15 protein-coding genes and 1 pseudogene are annotated in these 19,003 nt (G+C 69.6%); 8 read left to right on the top strand and 8 right to left on the bottom strand.

Going from position 1 to position 19,003, the window contains the following annotated elements; all coding sequences use genetic code 11:
• Nucleotides 1-402: 402 nt before the first annotated feature.
• On the top strand, nucleotides 403-1,353 hold the full coding sequence (locus OH768_RS46140) for a sugar ABC transporter substrate-binding protein (protein WP_406462853.1): 951 nt from the start codon (nucleotides 403-405) through the stop codon (nucleotides 1,351-1,353).
• A 426-nt stretch (nucleotides 1,354-1,779) separates the two neighbouring features.
• Here OH768_RS46140 and folE read toward each other — a convergent pair whose 3' ends face one another.
• The 4 genes and pseudogenes from folE to OH768_RS46160 form a co-directional block, all read right to left on the bottom strand.
• Complete coding sequence (gene folE / locus OH768_RS46145; protein ID WP_359604630.1) at nucleotides 1,780-2,382, bottom strand: GTP cyclohydrolase I FolE; 603 nt, start codon at nucleotides 2,380-2,382, stop codon at nucleotides 1,780-1,782.
• 170 nt (nucleotides 2,383-2,552) lie between these two features.
• Nucleotides 2,553-3,896, bottom strand: coding sequence for an aminomethyl transferase family protein (locus OH768_RS46150; RefSeq protein ID WP_406462855.1), 1,344 nt, complete (start codon nucleotides 3,894-3,896; stop codon nucleotides 2,553-2,555).
• Between the two features lie 962 nt (nucleotides 3,897-4,858).
• Entirely contained in the window at nucleotides 4,859-5,122 is a 264-nt protein-coding gene (locus OH768_RS46155; protein ID WP_406462856.1) for a substrate-binding domain-containing protein, read from the bottom strand.
• A gap of 568 nt (nucleotides 5,123-5,690) precedes the next feature.
• Nucleotides 5,691-5,849 (bottom strand): annotated as a pseudogene (locus tag OH768_RS46160) (LacI family DNA-binding transcriptional regulator); the annotation flags it as partial.
• A 370-nt stretch (nucleotides 5,850-6,219) separates the two neighbouring features.
• Here OH768_RS46160 and OH768_RS46165 point away from each other — a divergent pair.
• From OH768_RS46165 to OH768_RS46195, 7 genes are all read left to right on the top strand, one after another.
• A complete protein-coding gene (locus tag OH768_RS46165) occupies nucleotides 6,220-7,635 on the top strand; it encodes an NAD-binding protein (RefSeq protein WP_406462858.1) in 1,416 nt (471 codons plus the stop codon).
• A 169-nt stretch (nucleotides 7,636-7,804) separates the two neighbouring features.
• The gene (gene folP, locus OH768_RS46170; RefSeq protein ID WP_406462859.1) at nucleotides 7,805-8,695 is read left to right on the top strand and encodes a dihydropteroate synthase; all 891 of its coding nucleotides are present in this window, start codon (nucleotides 7,805-7,807) and stop codon (nucleotides 8,693-8,695) included.
• Nucleotides 8,696-8,804: 109 nt separating this feature from the next.
• On the top strand, nucleotides 8,805-10,148 hold the full coding sequence (locus OH768_RS46175; protein WP_406462860.1) for an aminomethyl transferase family protein: 1,344 nt from the start codon (nucleotides 8,805-8,807) through the stop codon (nucleotides 10,146-10,148).
• A gap of 263 nt (nucleotides 10,149-10,411) precedes the next feature.
• A complete protein-coding gene (locus tag OH768_RS46180; RefSeq protein ID WP_406462862.1) occupies nucleotides 10,412-11,284 on the top strand; it encodes a methylenetetrahydrofolate reductase in 873 nt (290 codons plus the stop codon).
• Nucleotides 11,281-12,189, top strand: a complete 909-nt coding sequence (purU, locus tag OH768_RS46185; protein ID WP_406462863.1) for a formyltetrahydrofolate deformylase — start codon at nucleotides 11,281-11,283, stop codon at nucleotides 12,187-12,189. The genes OH768_RS46180 and purU overlap by 4 nt, the downstream gene beginning before the upstream one ends.
• Nucleotides 12,190-12,395: 206 nt before the next feature.
• Complete coding sequence (locus tag OH768_RS46190; protein WP_406462865.1) at nucleotides 12,396-13,259, top strand: bifunctional 5,10-methylenetetrahydrofolate dehydrogenase/5,10-methenyltetrahydrofolate cyclohydrolase; 864 nt, start codon at nucleotides 12,396-12,398, stop codon at nucleotides 13,257-13,259.
• 74 nt (nucleotides 13,260-13,333) lie between these two features.
• Nucleotides 13,334-14,401 carry a chorismate-binding protein gene (locus OH768_RS46195; protein WP_406462867.1) on the top strand — a complete coding sequence of 356 codons (1,068 nt, stop codon included), beginning with the start codon at nucleotides 13,334-13,336 and terminating at the stop codon, nucleotides 14,399-14,401.
• A gap of 99 nt (nucleotides 14,402-14,500) precedes the next feature.
• Here the strand turns inward: OH768_RS46195 and OH768_RS46200 are convergent, their stop codons facing one another.
• From OH768_RS46200 to OH768_RS46215, 4 genes are all read right to left on the bottom strand, one after another.
• Complete coding sequence (locus OH768_RS46200) at nucleotides 14,501-15,616, bottom strand: cobalamin-independent methionine synthase II family protein (RefSeq protein ID WP_406462868.1); 1,116 nt, start codon at nucleotides 15,614-15,616, stop codon at nucleotides 14,501-14,503.
• A 109-nt stretch (nucleotides 15,617-15,725) separates the two neighbouring features.
• The gene (locus OH768_RS46205; RefSeq protein ID WP_406465709.1) at nucleotides 15,726-16,331 is read right to left on the bottom strand and encodes a TetR/AcrR family transcriptional regulator C-terminal domain-containing protein; all 606 of its coding nucleotides are present in this window, start codon (nucleotides 16,329-16,331) and stop codon (nucleotides 15,726-15,728) included.
• A 49-nt stretch (nucleotides 16,332-16,380) separates the two neighbouring features.
• Nucleotides 16,381-17,409, bottom strand: coding sequence for an ABC transporter permease (locus OH768_RS46210; RefSeq protein ID WP_406462870.1), 1,029 nt, complete (start codon nucleotides 17,407-17,409; stop codon nucleotides 16,381-16,383).
• A complete protein-coding gene (locus tag OH768_RS46215) occupies nucleotides 17,409-18,992 on the bottom strand; it encodes a sugar ABC transporter ATP-binding protein (RefSeq protein WP_406462871.1) in 1,584 nt (527 codons plus the stop codon). Before OH768_RS46215 ends, OH768_RS46210 begins: the two co-directional genes overlap by 1 nt.
• Between the last annotated feature and the right edge of the window lie 11 nt (nucleotides 18,993-19,003).

The raw sequence follows: 19,003 nt of genomic DNA on the forward strand, positions 1-19,003 counted from the left end.
CCACTCGGTCAGCGCGACGATGAAGTGCGCGTCGATCGGCCTGGTCGGTACTGGCTTGGTGCAGATGCTGACTGGCGATGTCTACGGCGAACCGAAAGTACCGCCGGCGACGTGGGGTGGGGCGATAGTGCCTGGGCGTCAGAGCCACGCAGAGTCCGACCTCTGCTTCCTTCGCATCCGCGCCACCACCCAATTAGCCCAGTTGAGCAATACACGCGCATCCTGCGACCCGGCTGTGCCTCGTCAAGTCGACTGTTCGCCCTTGCCCAGATCCGCATCACCATCATCTGCCTCCGCGACGACAACCCCGTACCTCGTCCCCAATCGCAGGGTTTCCCTGCAACAGCCCAGCGCTGTCTGCCTCGACACCGACGTCATGCGCAGCAGAAAGGCTCCCTTCTCATGCCCGTATCCAGCAGACGACTCGCAACCGCCGTTGGCCTTGGCCTCCTGGCAACCGGATGCACTCTGGATCCCACCGACAGTGCCCATTCCGCCGGCCCTGTCGTCTTAGGGTTCATCAACGGGGGCACCACTTCGTTCCATACCTGCCTGCAGACGGCGGTCACGAAGACCACATCGAACAACCTGGCAAAAGTGCGGACGGCCGACTCGCACGGGAGCAAGTCTGCGGAACTGCGCAACGTGCGGGACATGATCGTGCACAAGGTCGACGCCATCATCCTGCTCAGCGTGGACGCCAGCGCCCTGGACGCCGACATTGCTGCAGCGCACAAGGCGAAGATACCCATCACTCTGATCGCGGTGACGCCTTCGGACGACAGCAAGATCCTCGGCGCCGTCATCAGCGACCTGCCCGGGATAGGCAAGTTGGACGCCCAATGGGTCGACGACGACGCCGCCGGAAAACCGGTCAAGGCCGGTGTTATTTCCGGCGACGGGAGTACATCGTCCAACTTGATGGTCGACGGATTCACCAAGAACCTGGCAGCCAATGTGCAAGTGGTGGGGGAGGAGCGGGGTATGTTCGACCGGGCGACGGCCAAGGCTGCCGCAACCAAGCTGATCCAGGCTCACCCCGACCTCCAGTACGCGTTTGTAGCCAACGAGGACATGGCCTTCGGTGTGCGGCAAGCGTTCGATGCGGCGGGCGCCCACAGCGTGAAGATCGTGACCGTCAACGGCACCGACCAGGGACTCGCCGCGCTCAAGGACGGGAAGTTCTCGGCGACGGTCTCCAACTCGGTCCAGGACTTGGGAGAACTGGCGGTGACACACACGCTCGCTCTGCTGCGCGGGGAGGAGAAGGACAAGATCGAACACATCAACGCCCATCTGGTGACCAAGGCCAACGCGGACACCGCGCCCCTGTATTGCGACGCGGAAGGCTGATCGGCCACGTCGAGGCGGGACGGCTCGCCGCTGCGTTGAACGGCGAGCCGCAGGCGCCCGAAGACGTTGAGGGGTGGTCGGCTTCCGCCTCGATGCCTCGCGGTATGCGAGGAGGCCGGATCGGTCGCGAGGAGTTGCCAGCCGGGTGGCGAAGCCCTTCCGGGCTCTCTTGTGGTCGTGCACACGCAGACGGCGAAAACGGCCTCGCCAACTTCCGCAGCCCGTCCGGAACGATCCATTCCACCGTGCGATCCCCGTGTCCGGCACAACTGCCAAGTGGCCATGCAGGACACAGTCCACAAGCAGGTCGCTGGTCGGGCGGAGCGGGACAGGCGTTGGTCGTGAGGTCTCCCGAGGACTGCCAGGCGAAAACAGGCGCGGCAGGCCGAGTCCGTGGCGGGCGCTCACCGATTACGAGCGCTGCGGTCAGCGAGCCAGGATGAGGCTCATCGCTTCTGCGCGCGTCGTGGACCTGCGCAGTTGGCCGCGTACGGCGGATGTCGTCGTCCGAGCCCCGGGCTTGCGGATCCCGCGGGCCGACATGCACATGTGCTCGGCCTCGACGACCACGATGGCGCCGCGTGCGTCCAGGATGCCCATCAGCGCGTCGGCGATCTGTCCGGTGAGGCGTTCCTGGACCTGGAGTCGGCGTGCGTACACCTCCACCAGCCGCGCCAGCTTGGACAGCCCGGTGATCCTTCCGTTCGCGGCGGGGATGTACCCGACGTGGACCGTGCCCCGGAAGGGCAGGAGATGGTGCTCGCACAGGCTGACGATCTCTATGTCCTTGACCAGGATCATCTCGTCGTGGCCGAGTTCGAACATGGTGGTCAGCACGTCTTCGGGCTCCTGGCGCAGCCCGGCCAGGAGTTCTCGGTACGCCTTCGCCACGCGCGCGGGGGTATCGCGCAGTCCTTCTCGGTCGGGGTCTTCACCGATGGCGATCAGCAGCTCGCGCGCGGCGTACTCGGCTCGCTTGGTGTCGAACGCGGAGACCGGTTGTCCGGGGAGTGGATCCAGGTGCGTCATTGGTGTCCCGTCTCTGCGTCGGGGCGAGTGCTCCCGCAGGTGTGGGGAGGGGCGTTGGGGAAGTGCGGGCGGGGCACCAGGCGGGAGCCGCCTGCCTGGTGCCCCGCCCTGCCCTGCGAGCCTTCCGCGGACGGGCTCGGGAGCGGGGGAGATGCCGGAGCCGGCCGTTGTCAGCGTTTGTCGCCGGCGAAGGGCCTGCGGGTGACGGTGGCGCGGATGGTGGTCTGGGAGTGGCGCTCCACGGTGGGGTTGGCGGAGCCGCCGTCGGGCTCGCCCCAGACCAGCTCGACCTGCTGTCCGTAGTGCACGTCGTCGTCGATCATGACGACGGAGATCCAGCCGCGGACGTTGGACGTGTAACTGCACAGAGTCGAGAGGCCGACGAGCCGGCCGTTGCTCTCGACGCGGTCGAACTGGGAGGCCGCGTAGAAGGCGGCGGGCATCTCGATGTACTTGAAGCGCCGGTCGCCCTGCTCGTACTGGGACGCGAAGACACGGGTGACGTCGTCGCGGTGCCAGGCCAGCCACGCCTTCCTGCGGTGCTTCTCGCCCTTCCGGCGCTCCAGGGCCTCGCGGCCGATGAAGTCGTGGTCGAACTTGAGGATGTGGCCGTAGCCGAGGTCCCAAGGGGTGACGTAGTAGTCCTCGACACGGTCGGAGGCGAAGCTGCCGCCGAGAGAGAGGTTGGCCTCGAAGGTCCTGACACCGAGCCATTCGCGGTAGGTCTTCATGCTCTCGCCCGAGTACACGGCGGGGACGGTGTTGGCGATCCAGCCGGACTCGGTGGCCACGGAGGCGTAGGCGCGGGCACCGATCTGGCGGACTCCGAAGGACTCCCCGGCTTCCAGGACGGCGTCGCGCACGTCGTCGATGTGTTCGTAGGGGCCGAAGAACTCCAGCCCGGGGAAGCCCGACATGCGGTGGTTGAGCGCGGTGACCTCGTGCTTGCCGATGTTGAACTTGCCCATGCTGAAGAACGGGATGTCGGGCATGGGCCCGCCGTTGACCTTCTCGAAGATCGCCGAGGCGTGCGGGCCTTGGAGCTGGAGTCGGAAGAACTCGCGGCCGTTCGGGTTCTGCGCGGTGCGCTCGTCGCGGCGCAGGGTGACGTCGTAGCCGCCGGTCTCGGCGTGGAACTGGACCCAGTTGAGCGCCGGTGGGCGGCCGACGAGGCGGACGTGGTTGTCGGTGAGGCAGAAGAGGATGCAGTCGCCGATCATGTAGCCGTCGTGGTTGACCGCGATGAACTGTTTGGCCTTCATCGGGCCGAAGCCCTGGAAGGTGTTCGCGCCGACATCGGCCAACAGCCGGTAGCAGTCGGGTCCTTGGACGGTGAGGTCGGTCATGTGGTGGGACAGGTCCATCAGCGCCGCGGAGTTGCGCCAACTCTCCTGCTCGTCACGCCAGTTGGTGAACTCGGCCTTGATCGGGAACGGGTAGGCGCCGGAACGGCCGCTGCGCAGCAGGCCCAACGGGCCTCCGGCCGCCTGGAGTTGGTCTTCGAGGTGTGCCATCGGTTTCTCCATGTCGTCGCGATGCGTAAGGGGGGGCGGCGGCAAAGGCGTGGCCGACCGTTCTGGTGGCGGCAGGGGCGAAGCCGTTTGCGACGCCTGGCGTCGTGAGTGACCCGGCTCGGGGATGTCGCGGCTGATGGGTGCAGCCCCGGGCGGGCACGCCGGAGGGGTGGAAGTCCCCGGCCTCCGTCGGCGTGGTGAACTGTACGGTACGGTACACCTCTGATGCACTCAAGGGCCGGGCGCGGAATTTCTGGAGCGGATAGCCGACAGCGGCGGGCCGCAGGTTACGTTCCGGATCGTACGAGCTTCGGACCTGCGCTTTTCCGGGTCGACTCCGTTGGCCCGATTGGGAAGTTACCGGCGGCGCACGACCAGCCCAGCCGTTACTTTGGGCGGGGTGTACGGAGAGTGTCTCCCTGGCTCTGCACGGCACTTGACTAGTCTTTGGATGGCGACGTCGCGTCCGCGAGACCTTCGCGTCCGACCCCTCCCCAAGGCGGATGAAAGACATGTGGGAGGCACAACCCGGCGGGCGCTGGTCTTCGCCGAGGCGTTCAGGAGGTCTTCGGCGACAGGGGAGACAGGGACGTGCGCGGCGTATTCCAGTCGCAGGAACCGAAGCTGTCGGAACTCATGGTTGTGAGGGACTGCCACTGATCGTGCCTTGGGAGGTGGCGCCGGCAGCGATCACGGCGGACGCTCTCCGGTTGTGAACGCGTGCGCGTGAAGCCGAGCCTGGCCGCAGGCCCGGAGGCAGTGCCCGACTGCGTCGGCGAGAGCGTAGGTCCTCCGGTCGGTGTAATCCACGTCGCCGTCTTCATGATCGCCGGGGGTGAAGCATGTACCTCCTGGGAGACGGCGTGCGGCGCACGGTCGTGATGCGGAGCTCCGCCCTGCGACGGAGACCGCAGTCACCACGACGGGACGGCTACGCCGCAACCGTGGCGTGTCCCGCCCCGTCAGATCGACTCGCGCACGACGACCCGCGCGGGCGGGGGCTCAAGCCCACTGGTGTCGAGCCCCAGGGCGAGCCGGGCGCTGAGCCGGCCGTGGGCCTCGCCGTCGACGTTGATCGTGGTCAGGGAGGGGACGACGTGTTCGCCGTAGCCGTTGTCGTCGAAGCCGATCACGGCCGTGTCGTCCGGCGCGCGCCGGCCCAGGTCGCGCAGGGCGGTGAGGACGCGCAGGGCCACGTCGTCGTTGAAGCCGGCGATCGCGGTCACCTCGGGGGCTTGGGAGAGGAACGCGTTGACGGCGTCGGCGCAGGCGGGCCGGTCGTGGGGGGGCGGTGAAGGAGACGGGAGTGGGGATGTCAAGGTTCTGCGCGGCGTGCTCGATGAAGCGCAGGCGGGTCGCGGCGAGCGGTGACTCGGTGTCGGGCAGTGCCACGGCGATGCGGGTGTGGCCGTGGTCGACGAGGTGGCGGAGCTGGAGGGCGGTGTGGGCGGCGAGACCGTTGCGCCAGCCGCCTCCCATGTCGTCGAGTGCGTGACCGGTGAGGTACGTCTCGCCGAAGCGGATCACCGCGCGGGGGACGATGACGTCGAGGACCTGCTGGATGGACTGCGCGGTGTGGTGGCCGTGTCGGACCAGGAGGACGTGGTCGTGGGCGGCCAGCTCCGTGTCGAGTCCGTGGATGTAGCTGCGGGAGTACGCGCCTTCCATGCCCGCGTCGATGTTCAGGACGACGACCCGCGAGGTGCCTTCGCGCAGTGCTCGCGCCACGCCGTGCGGAACGTAGCCGAGAGTTCGGGCCGCCTGCTTCACCCGGTCGCGGGTGGCTGCCGAGATCGTCTGGTGAGGGTCGTCGTTGAGAACGAAACTGACGGTGGCGCGAGAAACACCGCTCGCCGCGGCCACGTCGTTCAGCGTGACTCTTCTGGAAGTCCCCATCACCCCTGCTGACGTTGTCGTGTGCACCTGAGTCCCAGCGACACGGCGTTCACTCATTGTAGGGAGGCCGACGGGAGCCGAAGCACGGGCGGCTGCGGGATGCCGAGTGCGCCGGATCTGTCGGATCGAATTGCCTTGCTTCGTACGGCACTGAACCGTACGGTACGGCGCGGCGGGGATCAGGAGCCTGAAGCGGGCCCGTATCGGGAGCTCCGCGTCCCTCTGTGCCCTCGCGCCGAGCCGTCTTGAAGAGACGGGCGAGGGGAGGGTACGCCGCGGCGCCACCGGTAGGCCGGCCGTGGCTCCCTCATCGACGATCACCGTCGGCCGAAGGTCACTTGATGACCGGCTCGGCTCCCCGGACGGGCTCCAGCCGGTCGGCTGCCGACCGGCTCACCGTCATCCCTCAAGGCAGGACGTCGACTTCATGACCTCGAATCCAACGCATCACACGCATCGCACGGATCACGGCCCCGTCCGTTCGTACGTCGTCATCGGTGACACGCACCTGGCCGGCCGGGTGTGCAGTGCCCTGCACACCTCGTCCGACGCGGTGCGGCACCTCCCGCGTCCACGTGACCCCGAACTGCGCACGGCGCTGGCCCCGCGGCCGTCGGGCGTGGCTGTACTGCTCCACGACGACGTCGCGGCCCTGCGCTACGCGCTGGCCGTCGCGCACGTCTCGCCCGACGTACCTCTGATCGTCACGATCTTCGACCGCACGATCGCCGACGAGCTCGCGCGCCTCCTGCCGCAGTGCGATGTCACCTCGCCGGCCGACCTCGCGGCGCCGTCACTGGCCGGCCCGTGCCTGGATCCTTCCTTCGTCGCCGCTCGCCGGCGCGGAGGGTGTGTCCAGGTCGTCCGAGAGCATGGCGGCGTCCTGGAAGCAGAGGAATCGGCCCTGCCGGGGCAGTGGCGCAGCCGGTACCGCAGAAGGTGGGTCGGGTTCCAGCTGCGCTCCCACGATCCGGGCACCCGGCTGCTCGTCCTGGGCATGCTCGCGATGCTCGTCGTACTCGCCGCCGACTGGGTGTGGCTCAGGGCGGTCGGTCATCGCCCGTCCGAGGCGCTGTTCGAGGCCGCCCGGGTAGTGGCCGGCGTCGGTCCGGCCGCCGCGCCACCGGATGCCCACGCCTACCAACTCTTCGCCGCCCTCGCGATGTTGAGCACCGTCGCCTTCACCGCCTTCTTCACCGCCGGAGTGGTCGAGCGGATGCTCGGGCCGCGCCTGATCGGGCTGATCGGTCCGCGCACCCTGCCCCGCGCGGGGCACGTCATCGTGGTGGGAATGGGCCAGGTCGGCATGCGGCTCTGCGTCGAACTGCGCGCACTGGGCATCCCCGTCGTGGGCGTCGAACGCGACCCGCAGGCCGCCACCGCGCGGCTGGCACGCACTCTCGGCATTCCCGTCATGGACGGTCACGGCGGCGACCGCCATGTACTGGAACGGCTGCGCATCGGTCACGCCAGGGCGCTGGCCGCCGTCGGCTCCGACGACCTGGACAATGTGGCCGTGGCCATCGCCGCCCACGGCGTCGCGCCGCACATCCGTGTGGTGATGCGCGCGGGCGAGGACGACGCCATCGCCGAGACGCGCTCGCTGCTGCCCATGGGTGTCGTATGTGACATCACCGGCCTGGCCGCCGGTTATGTGGTCGCCCGGCTGCGCGCCGAGCCGGTCGGGGACGTGGTCGCCCATCGCCACGAGATCCGGTTGCGGGACACGTCCGGCGTCTGGCGCCGCAGCGCTCTGGTCGGTCACGACCGCTGCGCCCACGTCGAGGGGCGGCGTCGGACGACAGGCGACGAAATTGAACCGCCAAGGACTAGAACGATTTAGCCATCCGTTGTAACGTGTTCGCTATATCGATTTAGCTTTTCCAGCTCGCAGGGCGTACGGCCCGCAGGCGGAGGAGGTCGTTCGACCGATGATCGACATGCGATGCGCTGTCGCGCAGCCACCACCGAGAGGTCCCGCCGGGCTTCCACGACCCGGCCGGTGCCTGGTGATGGGCATCCTGAACGTGACTCCGGACTCGTTCTCCGACGGTGGCCGGTACGCCGAGACCGGACAGGCGGTGGAACGGGGCCTGCGGCTCGCCGAGGAGGGCGCGGACCTGGTCGACGTGGGCGGCGAGTCCACCCGGCCGGGCGCCGAACCCGTCCCGGTGGAGGCGGAGTTGGCCCGTGTGGTGCCCGTCGTGCGGGAACTGGTGCGAGCGGAGGTGGCCGTCAGTGTGGACACCATGCACGCGGCGGTCGCCCGCGCCGCGATCGAGGCCGGCGCCTGCATGGTCAACGACGTCAGCGGAGGGCTGGCCGATCCCGCCATGGCCGCCGTCGTCGCGGCGGCCGAGGTGCCGTATGTCGCGATGCACTGGCGTGCGCCCAGTCGTGAGATGGACCGCCACGCGGGCTACGACGACGTCGTCGGCGACGTCACCTCCGAACTGCTGCGCCGCGTGGAGGCACTCACCGCGGCCGGAATCGATGCGGGGCGCATCATCATTGATCCCGGACTCGGGTTCGCCAAGCGCGCCGCCCACGACTGGGAACTCCTCACGCATCTGCCCGACCTGCGGGCCACCGGCTTCCCCGTGCTGGTGGGGGCGTCCAGGAAGCGTTTCATCGGTGCCGCGTTGAGCGACCGGGCGGGGATCGACTCGGTGCCCGGCGACCGTGACGCGGCCACCGCGGCGGTGTCCGCGCTGGCCGCCGCGGCCGGCGCGTTCTGCGTGCGCGTGCATGACGTCCGCTCCAGCCTGCACGCGGTGTGTGTGGCCGCCGCCTGGGTGGGTGACCGCCGGTTGGCGGAGTCGGAGACCGTCGTTCAGGGCCTCTGCAGAAAGTCGTTGCGCGAGTCTCGCCAAGCTCGAAACTCGTCTGCTAGCTTGCGCTAGATCGTTCTAGCGATCCCCTTTTTCTCCTGAAGTGAGCCGATTGTGGCGAGCCGCGTCACTCACTAGATCGATTTAGTACTTCAGGGAGATGGCTTTGAGAGGAGCCGCAATGGCAATCCCCAGTCTTCAGGACGGCATCGACAAGGCCGGTTCGCCCATCGGTCTGCTGTGGCAGCCGAACGCCGAGCCGTGGACCCCGGAGGTGGTCGAGCGGGAGTACGCCGGATGGCGCCAGGAGCAGGCGGCCTGGCACGAGGGCGTCGCCCTGCTCAACCTCTCGCACCACATGTACGACCTGTGGATCGAGGGCCCCGACGCCACCCGCGTGCTGGCCGAGTACGGCGCCAACAACTTCGAGAAGTTCGCGATCGGCCAGGCCAAGCAGTACGTACCGGTCACCCGGGACGGCAAGATCGTCACCGACGGCATCCTCCTGCGGCGAGCCGAGAACAAGTACCTCCTCAGCGGTGTCCCCGCCGCCCAGCACTGGGTGCAGTACCACGCGGAGAAGGGCGGCTACGACGTCGGCTTCGAGACCGACACGTCCTCCGCCTTCCGGCCCGGCGGCGGTGATCCCAGGCTGTTCCGCTACCAGATCCAGGGTCCGCTGGCGCTGGAGCTGATCGAGAAGGTCTTCGGCGGACCGCTGCCGGAGACCAAGTTCTTCCACTCCACGCCGGTCACCCTGGACGGCCGCAACTTCGAGGCGCTGCGCCACGGCATGGCCGGGCAGGCCGGCTACGAGTTCATCGGCCCGTGGGAGCACGCCGCGTACGTGCACGAGGCGTTCCTCAAGGCCGGTGAACCGCTGGGCCTGATACAGGTCGGCGCGCTGGCGTACACCACGCCGAGTGTGGAGAGCGGCTGGATCCCCTCCCCGGTCCCGGGCATCTACGCCGACCCCGAACTCGCGGAATACCGTGCCTGGTTGCCCCTGTTCGGCATCGAGGGAAAGCGCCCCCTCAACGGCAGCTACTTCTCGGAGGACATCGCCGACTTCTACGTCTCCCCCTACGAGCTGGGCTACGGCAAGCTGATCCACTTCGGGCACGACTTCCACGGCCGTGACGCCCTGCTCAAGGCGAAGGACGAGCCTCGCCGCACCAAGGTCACTCTGGTCTTCGACGCGGACGACGTGCGCCGGGTGGCCGGCGGGGGAGAGGACCCCGGCTTCGTCCTCACCTACGCCCGCCACCGGGTGGAGACCTCGGCCGGGCTGGCCGGTACGACCATGCAGACCGCGTCGATCGACCCGGTCGGCACCGTGCTGGCGCAGACGCTGATCGACTCCGCGCACGCCGAGTCCGGCACCGAGGTGACCGTCGTCTGGGGCGAGCACCCGGGCCTGGGTACCGACCCCGAGGCCGACCTCGGGTTCCCGCGCATCCGCGCCACGGTTCAGGCCAGCCCCTTCGACCGGCACGCGCGTACCGAGTACCGGCGTAACGCGTAGGCGCTCCGCCGGGTGCCGGTGTGTCGTCTGCGGGTCCGTTGTGGCTGGTCGCGCCCACGCGGCGGAGCCGCATATCGACACCGCCCCGCGCCCCTATGGGGCGCGCCATGCACGGCGGGTGGCCGGAGGCAGCGTCACGCGTTTGGCCACCCGCCATCCCCCCGCCCTGCCCGTTTCCCTCTTTTCCGGGCCGAGAGCCCCACCCCGCCGCCGGTCGGGCCACGTGCCCCGCGGCCTGCCCTTCCCTATCGACAAGGAGCACGATGAACCCCCTCGGCACACCCACGGCGGCGGTGAGCACATCGCTGCTGGAGGACTTCTCCCTGGAGATGACGGGCAAGGACGTCCCGAAGCTGGAAGAGGCCCGGCACTCCATCCCGCAGGGCACCCGCATCAACGTCACCTTCCTCGGCAACGAGAACCTCGAACTGCGCCTGCAGGCGTCCCGGGCGGTGAAACGCCTCGGTTTCGTGCCGGTACCGCACATCTCCGCCCGGCGCCTCGGCTCGCAGGCCGAGTTCGAGGAGTTCCTCGCCGCGCTGCGCGCCGACGGCACCTGCGCCAACGTCTTCACCGTCGGCGGCGACCCCACCCGTCCCGAGGGCCCCTACGAGGACTCGCATGCCCTGATCGAGACCGGGCTGCTGCGGGAGTACGGCGTCCGGCACGTCAGTATCAGCGGCTACCCGGAGGGCCACCCGGACATCGCCGGGGACGCGCTGTGGTCCGCGCTGCGCGAGAAGAACGAGTCCATCGCCGCACAGGAACTCGACGGCAGCGTCATCACCCAGTTCGGCTTCGACGTGGACCCCGTCCTCGCCTGGCTGGAGCAGGTCCGCGGAGAGGGCATCACGCTCCCCGTCCGGATCGGCGTCCCCGGACCGGCCGGTGTGCGGCGCCTGATGTCGTACGCCACCCGGTTCGGCGTCGGCACCAGCGCCTCCATCGCCAAGAAGTACGGCCTGTCCATCACCAACCTGATGGGCACCGCGGGCCCGGACAAGTTCCTGCGCGCACTCGCGGACGGCTACGACCCGGCCCGCCACGGAGACATAAAGATCCACTTCTACACCTTCGGCGGCCTGCGGGCCACGTCCGAGTGGATCGCCCAGTTCAGGAAGGACAACCTCGTATGACCGTCACGCAGGCCGCACCCACCGGCACCGCCAAGAAGACCGGAGGAGCGGGGCACCAGGCGTCGCTGATCGTCCAGGGTGCCGACGCCACCGGCATCGTCGCGGCCGTGACCTCGGTGCTCGGCCGGCACGGCGCCAACATCGTCTCCCTCGACCAGTACTCCGACAACCCGCAGGGCGGCGCCTTCTTCCAGCGCACCGTCTTCGGACTGGACGGCCTGCGGGCCGAACTGCCCGGTCTGCGCGCCGACTTCGACAAGGAGCTGGTGAAGCCGTACGGCCTCAGCTGCACGCTGCGCGACCTGTCCGTGCCGAAGCGGGTGGCGATCTTCGCCTCCAAGTCCGACCACTGCCTGCTCGACCTGCTCTGGCGCCACCGCCAGGGCCAACTCCCGGTCAGCATCGCCATGGTGATCTCCAATCACCCGGACACGGCGGAGGAGGTGCGGTCGTTCGGCATCCCCTTCTTCCACGTCCCCTCCATGGGAGCGGACAAGTCGGCCGCCGAGGCCGAACATCTGCGGCTGCTCAAGGACAACGTCGACTTCGTCGTCCTCGCCCGCTACATGCAGATCCTCTCCGGCGACTTCATCGAGCGGGTCGGCGTACCGATCATCAACATCCACCACTCCTTCCTGCCCGCCTTCATCGGCGCCGGCCCCTACGCCAAGGCCAAGGAACGCGGCGTGAAGCTGGTGGGTGCCACTGCCCACTACGTCACCGAGGACCTCGACGAGGGCCCGATCATCGAGCAGGACGTCGTGCGCGTCAGCCACGCCCACACCGCCGGCGACCTCACCCGTCGCGGCGCCGACGTCGAACGCGCCGTACTGTCCCGCGCGGTGCTGTGGCACGCCGAGGACCGGGTCATCCGCAACGGCAAGCACACCATCGTCTTCGCCTGAACCACGTCTCGTCCCAACGCCCGTGCAGGGAACGGTGGTTGTGTCGCGCCCCCGGTTACCGGGGGCGGTGGACACGGCAGGCCCCCGCGTCCGGCGCGCGGTCCCGGCGCCGTACATTCGCACATCCGCGGTCGGCCCGTAGCGATCTCGGCAGGTAGTCCTCTTCGCCGGGTGCAGCGTTCACCAGCAGAAAGCGGTTCGCCATCATGACAACCACCATCGACGGGGCCCGGATCGCCCGTGACATCCGGGCCCGGGTCGCCGAACGGGTCGCCGAGAACGCGGCCTCCGGACGGGTGCCCGGTCTGGCGACCATCCTGGTCGGCGACGACCCGGCCAGCGCCGTCTACGTCGCCGCCAAACGCCGCGCCATCCGCGAGGCAGGCATGCGCGACTTCCACCGACATCTCTCCCGGCACGCTTCCGGGGACGAAGTCGCCGCGGTCATCGACGAGTTGGCGGCCGACCCGGACGTCTCCGGCATCCTCCTCCAACTGCCCCTGCCCGCCCATCTCGACGCCGCGACCCTGATCGACCGGATCCCCGCGGCCAAGGACGTCGACGGCCTGACCACGGCCAGCGCCGGCCGGCTGGCCCGCGGCGAACGAGGACTGCGCCCCTGCACCCCGAGCGGCGTCATCGAACTCCTCGACGCCGAAGGCATCGAACTCAGGGGTGCATGCGTCGCCGTCGTCGGCTGGGGCGAACTCGTCGGCCGCCCCCTGGCCCAGCTGCTGCTGCGGCGTGGCGCCACCGTCACGGTCGCCCACGAGTTCACCGCCGACCTGGCAGCCGTCACCCGCCCCGCGGACATCGTCGTCGTCGCCACCGGTGTACGGGGCCTCGTCGGACCCGAGCACGTCAAGCCCGGCGCCACCGTCATCGACGTCGGCATCCACCGCACACCCGGCGGCCTGACCGGCGACGTCCGCGCCGCCGAACTCGACGGCATCGCCGGCCGCATCACCCCCGTACCGGGCGGGGTAGGCCCGATGACCATCGCCATGCTGATGGTCAACACGCTCCGCGCGGCCGAGTGGAATGCCGTGCCCAACACCGTTCCCGCATAAGCGAGTCGGGCGGTCGGCGCCCAGGCGGTGATGCGTGCCCGCGCTGTTCGTCCGCGCTCAGGAAGGTGCCGGACATGATGGAACTCCCGCCGCTGGCCCGGCTCGGCGGCCGAGTGGCGACCGGGCTGATCGACGTCACCCATGACCCCGCCGCGCTCGACTCCGAGGGTTTCTGGGCCGTCGTGGCCGACTTCGAAGGACGCTTGACCTGCGCCCGCTTCCGTGACGTACGGCCCGCCGCGCAGCACCCCGCCCGAGCTGCCCGATGGGACGGGCCCGCGCCCGGGCTGTGGACGACCTCGCTGGACCGCGACGCGTACACGGCCGGCGTACTGCGGATCCGCGAGCACATCGCGCGCGGCGAGGTGTACCAGGCCAACCTCTGCCGTGTTCTGTCCGCGCCCGTCGGGGCGGACGCCGACATCGAGGCGCTGGCCGACCGGCTGGCGGCGCGCCACCGGGCGCCGTACGCGGGTCTGATCAGGCTGCCGGGCCTCGGACTTGAGGTGGCCACCGCGTCCCCGGAGCTCTTCCTGCGCCGCGAAGGACGCGTGATCGAGTCGGGCCCTATCAAGGGCACCGGGCTCACCGAGGCGGATCTCCTGGAGAAGGACCACGCCGAGAACGTGATGATCGTCGACCTGGTCCGCAACGACCTCGGCCGGGTGTGCGCCACCGGCAGCGTCACCGTGCCGGTGCTGTGCGCGGTGGAACGCCATCCCGGACTCGTTCACCTTGTCTCCACGGTGCAGGGGGAGCTGCGGGACGGAGCGGGGTGGCCCGAGCTGCTGGCGGCGACCTTCCCGCCGGGATCCGTCACGGGCGCTCCGAAGGAGAGGGCCCTCGCCGTCATCACCGCCCTGGAGACCGCGCCGCGCGGGCCGTACTGCGGCGGCATCGGCTGGGTCGACGCCGACCGCGGCACCGGCGAACTGGCCGTAGGCATCCGCACGTTCTGGATCGACCGGGCCCGGCAGTGTCTGAACTTCGGAGCCGGAGCGGGCATCACCTGGGGTTCGGACCCCGAACGGGAGTGGCAGGAAACCGAGTTGAAGGCGGCGAGGCTGCTGGCCATCGCGTCCAACGGCGCCTCGGCGGACCCGGAGCCGCACCGACGGCTTGCCGTCCTCGACGGTAGGTGAGGGCCCGGCCGGTGCGGCGCCGCGCCGAAGTCCGACCGGGCGGCGGCCGTTCAGCGGTGAGCCTGTCGCTGCCGTGCCCTGAGAGGTGTGGTGCCGCCGTCAGCCCCAGACCAGACGGGCGGTCTCGGCGACGAGTTCCAGCTTGCGGCGCTGGTCGCCGACGGTCAGCAGGTTGCCCTGGCTTGTCGAGGCGAATCCGCACTGCGGACTGAGGGCGAGCTGTTCCAGGGGCAGATACTGCGAGGCCTCGTCGATGCGACGGCGCAGCATGTCGACCGACTCCAGTTCGGCCACCTTGGAGGACACCAGCCCCAGGACGACGGTCTTGGCGGGCGGCACGAACCGCAGCGGCTCGAAGCCGCCGGACCGCTCCGTGTCGTACTCCAGCAGGAAGCGGTCGACCTCGACCTCGCCGAACACCCGCTCCGCGATGGGCTCATAGCCGCCCCGGGCGGACCAGGCGCTGCGCATGTTGCCCCGGCAGAAGTGCATGGCCACGGTCATGCCGGGGCGCCGCGAACGGGCGGAACGGATCAGGCCGTTGTCCGTGTCGATGATGTGGGAGAGATGCCCCTCCAGGTCCGTCACCCGGCGCATCCGCGCGGCCTCGGGATCGATGTTGGCCCAGTAGGCGAGCGAGTCGAGCTGCAGCCAGGAGACGCCGGCGTCGAGCAGGTCGGCGATGTCCTGCCGGTAGATGTCGGCCAGCGCCGCCACCGCGTCCCGCCGGGTCGGATAGACGTCCTCCGATACCCCCGGCCGCCAGAAGCCCGCCACCATCGTCGGACTGGCCATGGTGATCTTGTACGGCCCCGGTGCGTTCGCGGACAGCCATCGGGCCTCCGCGAGGGACAGCGGCGTCCGCCGGTACAGGGGCGCCGCGATGGCCACCGAGGCGACGTCGCCGTCGAGTTCGGCGCCGTCGCTGTCGCGGATCCAGCGCGGGCGGGCAGCGGACTCCCCGGCGGGCACCAGTCCGCCGACCGTCTCCACCACCGAGGCCATGAAGTCGTCCCGGCGCACCTCGCCGTCGGTGAAGACCTGGATCCCGGCGTCCTGCTGCAGTTTCACCGCGGCCGCCGCGGCCTGGTCCTCCAGCTCCGCGAGCCGCTCGTCGGTGAGCGCGCCGCGCCGGTGTGCGGCGCGCGCCGCCAGCAGATCCTCGGGGCGCAGCAGGCTTCCCACATGTTCGGCTCGGATCGTCGTCGTCGGCATCGGCCGTCCCTTCACGCCTGGCACTCGGGCGAGTGTACGGTACGGTCCAGTACGCTTTGCGGGCAAGACGTGTGCCGGACAGGCCCTGGGGCGGGTTCCGCGGGGAAGGTCAGACCGGGTCGACGGAGACGCCGTGCAGGAAGACCCGCACGGCCTCGTTGATGGACGCGTGGACCTCGGCGTCGCTCAGCTTGACCGGTGCGTCCGTCAGCAGTCGCATCTGGGCGTGGCCGAGCATGGCCTGGTAGAGCTGTTCCGCCGCTCGCACCGGGTCCTCGACCTTGATCAGCCCGTTGTCGCAGGCCTGTTGCAGACAGCGCCCGAGCACCGCGTGGCCCGCGTTCGGCCCGTGCTCGGCGAAGACCTCGCCGAGCCCGGGAATGCGTACGGCCTCCGAGGTGACCAGGCGGTGCAGGGCGATGGCCTCGGGTGTGAGGACGACACCGGCGAGGTGTTCACCGAGCGCGACCAGGGTCTCCGTGAGGTTCTCGCTGCCCGGCGTGAACGTGTGCAGCGGCTGGGACCACTCGTCGCACAGCGCCTCCACGGATGCGCGGAACAGGGCGCTCTTGTCGGTGAAATAGCGGTAGAGGGTCGCCTTGGAGCCGCCCACCGCCGTCAGGACGTCCTCCATGGAGACACCCGCGTAGCCGCGAGCGATGAACAGCTCACCCGCAGCCCGCGTGATGAGTTGTCGCCGGTCCGTCGCTGTCATCCTCACACCGGCCATGTTAGGTGTCTGCCTGCTGGTCTCGGCGAGCCGGTCATGGACCGCGGCGACGCAGCAAGGTCGAGATGGTGACCGCAGCCACCAGGACACCTCCGTAGAAGACCGAGGAGACCCACGCTTCCAGACCCAGGAGTTGGAGCCCGAGGATGCCGGTCGCCAGGAAGTAGATACCGACGAAGGTACCGACCGGGTTGAAGCGTCCGGGCAGGACGATCGCGGTGCCGAGGAAGACCGAGGCGAAGACCGGCAGCAGCAGGGTGTCGGACGTGGTGGGGTTGTAGCCACCCAGGGCCGCGACGGAGATGACCGCGCCGACACCGGACAGGGCGCCGGAGGCGACGAAGGAGCCGAAGCGGATCCGGTTGACGCGGATGCCGGAGAGCCGGCTGACCTCTCTGTTGGCTCCGACGAAGCGGATGTGGCGGCCCAGCGGTGTGAACGCCAGCAGATAGGCGAAGCCCGCCACCAGCACCACGCCGTAGTAGAACGAGATCGGCAGCCCGCCCACGGAGTACAACGCGATCTTGCCGAACCCGGTCGGCAGACCGCTGACCGTGTTGAGGTGCGACAGCCACAGGGCGATGCCGCCCAGGAAGGTGCCCATTCCCAGGGTCACCACGATGGTGTTCACCCCGACCACGACGACGAGCAGGCCGTTGACCACGCCGACCACGATCGCGCCCAGGACGGCGACGAACGCCGCCGGCCACACTCCCCATCCGTGCTCGACGACCAGAACGGGCAGGATCGTTGCGGAGAACCCGAAGACCGCCGGGACCGACAGGTCCACGAATTCCCCGACACAAACGGTGCACAGCAGGGCCATGGTGAGGAACACCAGGGCCTGTTGGGAGCCGAAGATGGTCTGGAAGGTGCCCTTGGTCAGGAACACTCCCGGCTCCGCGGCGGCATACACGGCGATCATGGCCACCCAGATGCCGATCACCGAGTAACGCGAGGCGAAATGCCCGGCAAGGGTGGAGGCCGATGTCAGCTTCCCGGTTCGCGTCGCCTTCGGCGCGGCAGAGGGTGTGTCGGTGTCTTGCCGGCTGGTGACGTCCATCAGTCTCCCTGCCCCATTTCTTGAGGTTTTGTGTCGTCGCCGAAGACCGCCTGGACGATGGCGTCCTGTTCCAGTTCGCCGCTCAGCTCCTTGGCGACCCGGCCGTCGCGGAACACCAGCACCCGGTCGCACAGCACGGCGAGGTCGACGGGGTCGATCGAGGCGAGGACGATTCCGCAGCCGTCCCGCGCGGCCTCCCGGATCGCGTCGATGATGTCGTGGCGGGCGCCGACGTCGACAGCCTGCGTCGGTTCGTGCAGCACCAGCAGGTTCGGTGCGCCGGCCAGCCACTTGCCCAGCAGGACCTTCTGCTGGTTGCCGCCGCTCAGTGTGTGGACCGGCGCTTGTGGATGGGGCGGCCGGATGTCGAGTTTCGCGATCATCGCGGCGGTCTCCTCGGCCTGCCACGCGGAGCCGGTCCGCAGCCGGCCGCCGCGGCCGCGCACGCGCGGCAGTGTCAGGTTGTCCGCCACCGAGAGTTCGCCGGCCACCCCCGCCTCCAGGCGACGCTCCGGCACGAACGCCACCCCCGCGTCCACGAACTCCTCGGTGCAGCCACGTCTGCGGTCCAGGGCGAGGTCGCGCCCGTGGACCGACAGCGTGCCGGCGTCGGCCGGGCGTGCGCCCGTCAGCGCCTCGGCCGCCTCGACGAAACCCGAGCCGATCAGCCCGGTCAGCCCGAGGATCTCGCCGCGCCGGACGTCGAGATCGAGCCCGGTCACCGGGCCGACCGCGAGACCCCGCGCCGAGGCGACGACCTCGTCCTTGACCTGGCTCCCGACCCGCCCGTGCGTGACGAGGTGACGTCCGAGCATCATGCGGGTGAGCGAGACCTCGTCCACCTCGCTCGTGCGCAGGCCTGCCTCGACCACGGAGCCGTCGCGCAACACCGTGATCCGGTCGGTCGCTTCGACGACCTCTTCCAGCTGGTGTGAGATCAGCAGGACGGAGGTGCCCTCGTCGACGAGCGACCGGACCAGCTCGAAGAAACGGGCCCGCGCGGACCTGCCCAGCGCCCGTGTCGACTCGTCGAAGACGATGAGCCCACCTCCCGGGCGGTGGTCCTGCACCGCCCGGGCGATGGCGACCACGGCCCGGTCCTCCGCGGAGAGCTGCCCGACCTGACGGCCGACCTCCAGGGGTCGGTCCAGCCGGGCCAGGACCTGCTCGGTCGCCCGCTGCTCCTCGCGGCGGTTGATCCGCCGCGAGAACCGGCCTGCCCGGTAGTGCCCCAGCCGGACGTTCTCCCACACCGTCAGGTCGTCCACCAGTCCGCTGTTCTGGTGGACGACCGAGACTCCCGCCTCGCGCTGCTGCATCGGGCGGACCGGCAGCGCCAACTGCCGTCCGTCCACCGCGATGGATGCTCCCGGGTCGGGCGCGTACACGCCCGTGAGGATCTTGACGAGGGTGGACTTCCCGCACCCGTTCTGGCCGACCAGTCCATGCAGTTCTCCGGGGGCGATCCGCAGATGGACCTCGCGAAGCGCCCGGGTCGAGCCGAACGCCTTGGACAGCTCGGCCACTTCCAGCCGATGGCGCGGTGCCGTGTCCGGCGGATCGGTCCGCGAGCCGGCGCTCACGGTGTGCGCCT

The sequence above is a fragment of the Streptomyces sp. NBC_01622 genome (assembly GCF_045209635.1).
GTDB lineage: Bacteria > Actinomycetota > Actinomycetes > Streptomycetales > Streptomycetaceae > Streptomyces.

Excerpts from the sequence above, each read along its gene's own strand:
- OH768_RS46190 (WP_406462865.1), top strand. The coding sequence starts at position 12,396 with ATGACAACCACCATCGACGGGGCCCGGATCGCCCGTGACATCCGGGCC.
- folP (WP_406462859.1), top strand. The coding sequence starts at position 7,805 with ATGGGCATCCTGAACGTGACTCCGGACTCGTTCTCCGACGGTGGCCGG.
- OH768_RS46165 (WP_406462858.1), top strand. The coding sequence starts at position 6,220 with ATGACCTCGAATCCAACGCATCACACGCATCGCACGGATCACGGCCCC.
- OH768_RS46180 (WP_406462862.1), top strand. The coding sequence starts at position 10,412 with ATGAACCCCCTCGGCACACCCACGGCGGCGGTGAGCACATCGCTGCTG.
- folE (WP_359604630.1), bottom strand. The coding sequence starts at position 2,382 with ATGACGCACCTGGATCCACTCCCCGGACAACCGGTCTCCGCGTTCGAC.
- OH768_RS46150 (WP_406462855.1), bottom strand. The coding sequence starts at position 3,896 with ATGGCACACCTCGAAGACCAACTCCAGGCGGCCGGAGGCCCGTTGGGC.
- OH768_RS46205 (WP_406465709.1), bottom strand. The coding sequence starts at position 16,331 with ATGACAGCGACGGACCGGCGACAACTCATCACGCGGGCTGCGGGTGAG.
- OH768_RS46210 (WP_406462870.1), bottom strand. The coding sequence starts at position 17,409 with ATGGACGTCACCAGCCGGCAAGACACCGACACACCCTCTGCCGCGCCG.
- OH768_RS46200 (WP_406462868.1), bottom strand. The coding sequence starts at position 15,616 with ATGCCGACGACGACGATCCGAGCCGAACATGTGGGAAGCCTGCTGCGC.
- OH768_RS46175 (WP_406462860.1), top strand. The coding sequence starts at position 8,805 with ATGGCAATCCCCAGTCTTCAGGACGGCATCGACAAGGCCGGTTCGCCC.
- OH768_RS46195 (WP_406462867.1), top strand. The coding sequence starts at position 13,334 with ATGATGGAACTCCCGCCGCTGGCCCGGCTCGGCGGCCGAGTGGCGACC.
- OH768_RS46140 (WP_406462853.1), top strand. The coding sequence starts at position 403 with ATGCCCGTATCCAGCAGACGACTCGCAACCGCCGTTGGCCTTGGCCTC.
- purU (WP_406462863.1), top strand. The coding sequence starts at position 11,281 with ATGACCGTCACGCAGGCCGCACCCACCGGCACCGCCAAGAAGACCGGA.